8 protein-coding genes are annotated in these 4,443 nt (G+C 42.4%); all 8 read right to left on the bottom strand.

Annotation, left to right across the window (positions count from 1 at the left end):
- Positions 1-176: 176 nt before the first annotated feature.
- Positions 177-713: a hypothetical protein gene (locus J3B89_RS20770; RefSeq protein ID WP_215399514.1), complete on the bottom strand. Its 537-nt coding sequence runs from the start codon at positions 711-713 to the stop codon at positions 177-179.
- A 78-nt stretch (positions 714-791) separates the two neighbouring features.
- Positions 792-1,073 (bottom strand): hypothetical protein, encoded by a 282-nt coding sequence (locus tag J3B89_RS20765; RefSeq protein ID WP_215399513.1) that lies wholly within the window; start codon positions 1,071-1,073, stop codon positions 792-794.
- A gap of 105 nt (positions 1,074-1,178) precedes the next feature.
- Positions 1,179-1,439, bottom strand: a complete 261-nt coding sequence (locus J3B89_RS20760; protein ID WP_215399512.1) for a hypothetical protein — start codon at positions 1,437-1,439, stop codon at positions 1,179-1,181.
- 149 nt (positions 1,440-1,588) lie between these two features.
- Complete coding sequence (locus tag J3B89_RS20755) at positions 1,589-1,981, bottom strand: hypothetical protein (RefSeq protein ID WP_215399511.1); 393 nt, start codon at positions 1,979-1,981, stop codon at positions 1,589-1,591.
- A 103-nt stretch (positions 1,982-2,084) separates the two neighbouring features.
- A complete protein-coding gene (locus J3B89_RS20750; RefSeq protein ID WP_215399510.1) occupies positions 2,085-2,486 on the bottom strand; it encodes a hypothetical protein in 402 nt (133 codons plus the stop codon).
- 147 nt (positions 2,487-2,633) lie between these two features.
- The gene (locus tag J3B89_RS20745; RefSeq protein WP_215399509.1) at positions 2,634-3,209 is read right to left on the bottom strand and encodes a hypothetical protein; all 576 of its coding nucleotides are present in this window, start codon (positions 3,207-3,209) and stop codon (positions 2,634-2,636) included.
- Positions 3,210-3,290: 81 nt separating this feature from the next.
- Positions 3,291-3,659, bottom strand: coding sequence for a DUF6794 domain-containing protein (locus J3B89_RS20740; protein ID WP_215399508.1), 369 nt, complete (start codon positions 3,657-3,659; stop codon positions 3,291-3,293).
- Between the two features lie 121 nt (positions 3,660-3,780).
- Positions 3,781-4,347, bottom strand: coding sequence for a hypothetical protein (locus J3B89_RS20735; RefSeq protein ID WP_215399507.1), 567 nt, complete (start codon positions 4,345-4,347; stop codon positions 3,781-3,783).
- Positions 4,348-4,443: the final 96 nt, after the last annotated feature.

Below are 4,443 nucleotides of genomic sequence, written 5' to 3'. Positions count from 1 at the left end.
ACTCTCCTGTTATGATGAGTGCACAGCTTATCGCGCGATCTTTAGTAGGAATAGGACGTCCTAAAATGGACGCTTACTTTGATTTGGCTGCTAACGCTCGAAGCACAGGCCGAAACCTGCGCAGCGGTTGAGGTCTAGGCCACGCAGTGGCCGTTTGTGACTGCGCTTGTTATGCATTACTTACTCTCTGATAAATACATTTTTCCTTCTTTAACCATAAACATTCCGCTTTTTGTGCCAATGTATAAAGTCACCGCGTGAATATTGCTTTGTAAGAGATGGAATTCGTTTGGAAATGGTTGAAGATGGGTAGCCACCATTGCTGAAACATCAGGTTTTTTGGGGCCCAAACTTAAGCAACCTTTTGTTGAGCTTTGCGCCGAGTCAAGGGCAATTACACCATCAACTACCGGCGCTTTAAAATGCCGCCCGATAATGACTTCTTTGCCCTTCGAACCAATAAGATAAAAATACTGCTGTTCTTCACCAATCAAGTAACCTTCGTACTTTATCCCTGGGCACTGATTCTCTTTTAGAAATTTCTTGATCTCTTTGTATTCGGTTCTTTTTTTCAAATTCACTTTAGTTTTTTGCTGAATAGCATCTGTTAGCATTGCTCCCCAAGCCTGAGCATCCTCCAGCTCATCAGCATAGACGTAGCTGCTACTCAAAGCAGCGAAAGACAATAATACAACTGACATTAGTTTATGCACTGATTTCTCCTTTTATGGCATAACGCCCGCATAAAGGGCAGTAATAAGTAGGCTAAAATAGGAGCGAAGCGACAGAGCCTACTTATTACTCCTTTGCTTAATTTTATTCAGGATAAAAGCGTAAATCGCAGAGCTAATTATAATTACATATATAGCAAGGAATAAAAAGCCAACCGCCTCTAAAGCGTCTGGCTTGCACTCGTTACTTAAAACAGAGCAATAAACAAAATCTACGATAAATGGAGATATCATTCCCAGAGCAAAAATTAGTAAAAAACTGAACAATGCTTTTAGTTTTAGTGATATCACAATTGATAGAATTGTTAGAACTGGAAGCCCAATTACTAAAATTGTTGTCATAACATCCATCCTTGTTTGGTTTTGGCTAACGCCCCGCGCATGCGCGCGAACTTGTGAGCGTCGCAGGGGCCGCAGGCCCCGAATGACGCGGTTTGTTAGCTTTGTTTAGTTTGTGGTAATTAATGTTGATGTTGGCCACAAGTAAACACCGTTATTTATGTAATATGACTTTAAAACCGTCATTTTACGCATTTTGAAAATAGCCGGTACGCCACCAAATCGTTTCTCGAAAACTGCAACGGCTTTGAGTCTGCGCACACGCCAAACATAAAACTCAGGGCTGCCTTGCTTTAACTTTGCAGCTTCTTTGGTAGCAAACCTGTGAATCAATGTTCTAAGTTGCCTCTGTGGTAAATTTTGCCACACAAACACCCTTAGCAATGGGCTGCCTTTTTCTAGTTTCCATATACGCTGCAGGTCGAATTACTCCATAAAGCTAACGCCCGCAGCACAGGCCGAAACCCGCGCAACGGTTGAGGTCCAGGCCACGCAGTGGCCGTTTGTGACTGCGCTTGTTAGGCATTTACCACGCCTGGACTTTTTGCTGCTTGCTTGCCTAAAACAAAACCAAATAAAAGCGCAATAAACATACTTACATAATCAATTTGCCAGCCGCCCAAAAGAACCTCGCCAGCCAACAAAAACAAGATACATGATGCAATTAAAGAACTGAGCAAAACAACTATAAGTGCATGTATAAAAGCAAACTTTGCCTGATTCTTCACTAAAAAATAAATGATCGTTGATTCAACAAGCATAGAGAGGAAAATAAAGCTCAAGTAAGTCCAACTCTGAATAACTTCACCCACAGAATCATAGCGCCCCATAACATAGCCCATTGGCATGCCCGAAGCCGTCGAACAGATAAAATAAATAACTGTGTATTTAGCGATTCGTGCCCAGTTCATTTAACGTCCTTAAATGCCTAACGCCGCCATAAATTGCGGCTTTGGAGTTGATTGTTTTGTGGTAGCGTAGCGTTAAAGCACAAAACGAGCAACGGAAAAGCCGTCAATTTGATGGCCTTGTTAGTGCATGCCAGCGATGTGCGATAAACCAGAACAATAAGCCCGCGCCAATACCTGTTAATGAATAAAATACTAACCTGATTACTAAATAAACATACCCAGCCAAGGTACGCTTGCCCTCAACAATAAGATCGATACCATGTTGGCGTAGGGTAATAAAACCACCCTCACTACCTAAGCTGAATAGCCAACCAAGTAAATCTAGCGATAAAACGGGAACGACGCCCAATAGAGCGAAATGCCACCACTTTAACCAATGCTTCCAGAGCATTACGCCGTAAATCGGAAGGGCTACTAATATCGTGATAAAGTAGGCGAAAAAGGCTACTACCGGTATTGCCTGTAGAAATTTGTCTATACCTAAAACAAAAATACTTAACGCCATTATTGGAACTATTGGCGAGATAACAAACGCTAAAATTGACCGAGATATCTGATTCATGGTTTTAAGCACTAACGCTCGCAGCACAGGCCGAAAGCCGCGCAGCGGTTGAGGTCTAGGCCACGCAGTGGCCGATTGTGACTGCGCTTGTTATACACCTTTTGCACAATATTTCTCAGTAAAAGCCTCTACCATCGCGTCGAAAGTTTTAAAAGCAGGATTGTGAGGATGAACTCGGCCTTTAAACACGTTTTTATCGCTACGATATATGGTCAATGATTCTTCAAACTTTGAGCAGCCGTTTTCGGAGTCATTATCTGTTAGATAGGCATTACCCATCTCAAACAGAGCCTTCGATACCCCCCAGTAATCTCCGTCTGCTTCAAACGCTTGAACGGCTAATTCGAAGTGTTTAATTGATGTTGATGCTGTAGGGTCATATTCATTGTGTCTTATATAAAAATCTTTGTGTTCTCGGTAACTTCTATTCTTATAAAACAATCCAAGAAATGTATGAGCTTCTGCAATACCATAGACATCTTTAGACTTTTCTAAATCAGCTAGAGCCTCTAGTCCAAGTTTTTCAGCAGCTAAACCTCTACTTTGTATTCCCATTAGCTGATATGCGTAATTGAGTTTTGTCATTGGATCATTTGTATAAGGAACACCAGCCGCTGCGCAGCCGAGTAAAAACAATGTAATAAATGAAATAATGGTCAGCTTCATGCCAAACTCTCCATAGGTGTATAACGCCGCCATAATTTGCTGGCTGAAGCGTAGCGTAAGACAGTCAAATTGATGGCTTTGTTACATGCCGTTGCTATGAACAACTTCCCATACTCCTTCCATAATAACCCCAGATGCGCTATCTGGATGCATATCTTCCTCTCCAATTGATTCCGCGCATGACTTTCTAATAGGTGAATTTTCAGACCACAAGCCATAACCATTTCTGATTCCCATACCCCAAGACATATGAAACATTACCAAATCTTCTTTTTTGGTATTTCTCAGTGTTTTGATGCTATCTGCGTCGAGACTTTTTGCAATTTTCTCAATTGCGCCCTCACATGTTATAGGCGAGTCCGATTCGCTAGCTGGCTTTTCATTTTCAATCGGCTTTGATGCGCAGCTAGCTATTACCAAAAATAGTAAAAATAAAAATATGAATCTCATTTAATCCTCTTAGGCATGTAACGCCGCAAACAGCTGCGGCTTTGTAGTGGATTGTTTTGCGGTAGCGTAGCGTTAAACCGCGAAACAAGGAACGAAAAAGCCGTCAGACTGATTTGCATTGTTAGGCCTCAGATTTGGGTGGTCGATCAGAGGGCTTCTTTTCAGCTCGTGCAATAAATTCTTTATCTCCCAGTATCGCTCTGAGTCGATCATCTACAAGACTAGAGATTACCTTCGCTTGCGCTTGCCAAAGATTTGGGGCTTGGTAACCAAGCAAAATGCAAAGCGCAAAGACGCGGGCTAGTGAGGTGATCTCATCGGTGATCGCACCAACGAAGTATAACGCTACCACTAGTCCAAGAACTCCACCGACAAGCATTGTATTCGGTCCTACGTGCGGGTAGCTGATATACGCTTTTTGAGTGGAATCGACCTCATTTTTTTCAGTATTCTTATACGTAATCATCGGACGTACTTGACCAAGCATCTCAGTCAGACGAAGGTGCCTAGCAACGAGACCACCTATTGCACCAAAGAAGGGACACAGCATCAAAAGTGCTATATCAAACCATGTTACTGGTGCTTTCGAAGATAAATAAAAAACAACTCCTGCCTCATTTTGAGACTGCCCAAAGGCACTCGTTGGTATTAAAAAGATAGAGCCTAACAGTAAAATTTTTTTATACATTTACGCGATTCCTTTTCTGCCTAACGCTTTGCTAATTGGCTGCCGCAGCGCAGCGTAGGCAGTCCAGTGGAGGCCACGCTTTTTGTGGCCGGAACG

Origin of the sequence: Rheinheimera oceanensis (assembly GCF_018831085.1) — a bacterium.
Taxonomy (GTDB): Bacteria; Pseudomonadota; Gammaproteobacteria; order Enterobacterales; family Alteromonadaceae; genus Alishewanella; species Alishewanella oceanensis.
Note: the sequence above shows the minus strand (reverse complement) of the source record. Positions and strands in the feature narration are given on the sequence as shown.

Excerpts from the sequence above, each read along its gene's own strand:
- J3B89_RS20735 (WP_215399507.1), bottom strand. The coding sequence starts at position 4,347 with ATGTATAAAAAAATTTTACTGTTAGGCTCTATCTTTTTAATACCAACG.
- J3B89_RS20740 (WP_215399508.1), bottom strand. The coding sequence starts at position 3,659 with ATGAGATTCATATTTTTATTTTTACTATTTTTGGTAATAGCTAGCTGC.
- J3B89_RS20745 (WP_215399509.1), bottom strand. The coding sequence starts at position 3,209 with ATGAAGCTGACCATTATTTCATTTATTACATTGTTTTTACTCGGCTGC.
- J3B89_RS20755 (WP_215399511.1), bottom strand. The coding sequence starts at position 1,981 with ATGAACTGGGCACGAATCGCTAAATACACAGTTATTTATTTTATCTGT.
- J3B89_RS20765 (WP_215399513.1), bottom strand. The coding sequence starts at position 1,073 with ATGACAACAATTTTAGTAATTGGGCTTCCAGTTCTAACAATTCTATCA.
- J3B89_RS20750 (WP_215399510.1), bottom strand. The coding sequence starts at position 2,486 with ATGGCGTTAAGTATTTTTGTTTTAGGTATAGACAAATTTCTACAGGCA.